Annotated in this window: 2 protein-coding genes; both read left to right on the forward strand. The window is 54.4% G+C overall.

The window, feature by feature from the left end; genetic code table 11:
- The coding region (locus J5224_RS29885) for an EAL domain-containing protein (RefSeq protein WP_264628682.1) at positions 1-633 on the forward strand (633 nt) is incomplete at its 5' end.
- A gap of 89 nt (positions 634-722) precedes the next feature.
- The coding region (locus J5224_RS29890) for a protein adenylyltransferase SelO family protein (RefSeq protein ID WP_264628683.1) at positions 723-1,015 on the forward strand (293 nt) is incomplete at its 3' end.

Genomic DNA, 1,015 nt, shown 5'->3' on the forward strand with positions numbered 1-1,015 from the left:
GGTTGTTTCAATAGTGCGGATGGCAAACTCACCGTGCCGGGCGATATCCTGATGAGTATGTTGACCACGGCGCAAAAACTGACGTTGCTGGATGAACAAATCGATATCATTCAACGCAAAGCGGAGTGGCTCAAACTGCACCGGTTTTTGCTGGTGTGGCGCATTGAGAAACATTGCGCCGAACTGCTGATGGCATCGATTCCACGCCGCAACGCCATTCGTGCGTTACCCTTTGTTCATCTGGAAATTAACGAGGCGTTTCCTCACCTCGGCGAAGGTAAAGGAAACCGGGGTATCACCGAACTCAGTAATATGTTTCCCCTGTGGCTGGATAACTTCGGCTCTGGCAAGGTAAATCTCAAAGCGTTCCATGATGGCTTGCTGAGCTATGTGAAAATCGATCCTAAACTGGTGTGGGACATTCTTTCGCGTCCGGCCCCCGACCTGATCATGGACCCGTTGCTTAACGTGATGAAAAGCCACCAGCGGGGCCTCGGGGTGATTGCTAAAGGGATTGATACGCTCGATCATCTGAAAAAAGTGCATCACCTCAACGTGGATGCGATACAAGGCAAGCTATGGCCCGCCATCCCGCTGCATGCGTTGGAGCGGGAGCTGACTCCGGCCGCCTAAACCAGTACCCCTGCATTTACTCCGTGTTTATTTCCCCGCTGACGTTCTACACTCAAGGTTGACAGACGCAGTAGAGTGATAGAACGACGATGACACAGGGACTACGATTTACCCACCACTACCATGACGCCTTGCCCGGATGCTACACGGCGCTTTCACCCACACCGTTACAGGGTGCTCGCCTGCTGTATCACAGCGCGCAGCTGGCGGAGCAGTTGGCGGTGCCTGCCAGTTGGTTTCAGCCTGAACACATTGATATCTGGCAAGGCAAGACGCTGCTGCCCGGTATGCTGCCGCTGGCGCAGGTTTATAGCGGTCATCAGTTTGGCACATGGGCCGGACAACTGGGCGATGGGCGGGGCATTTTGCTGGGTGAGCAACG

The sequence above is a fragment of the Candidatus Symbiopectobacterium sp. NZEC135 genome, from assembly GCF_025962695.1.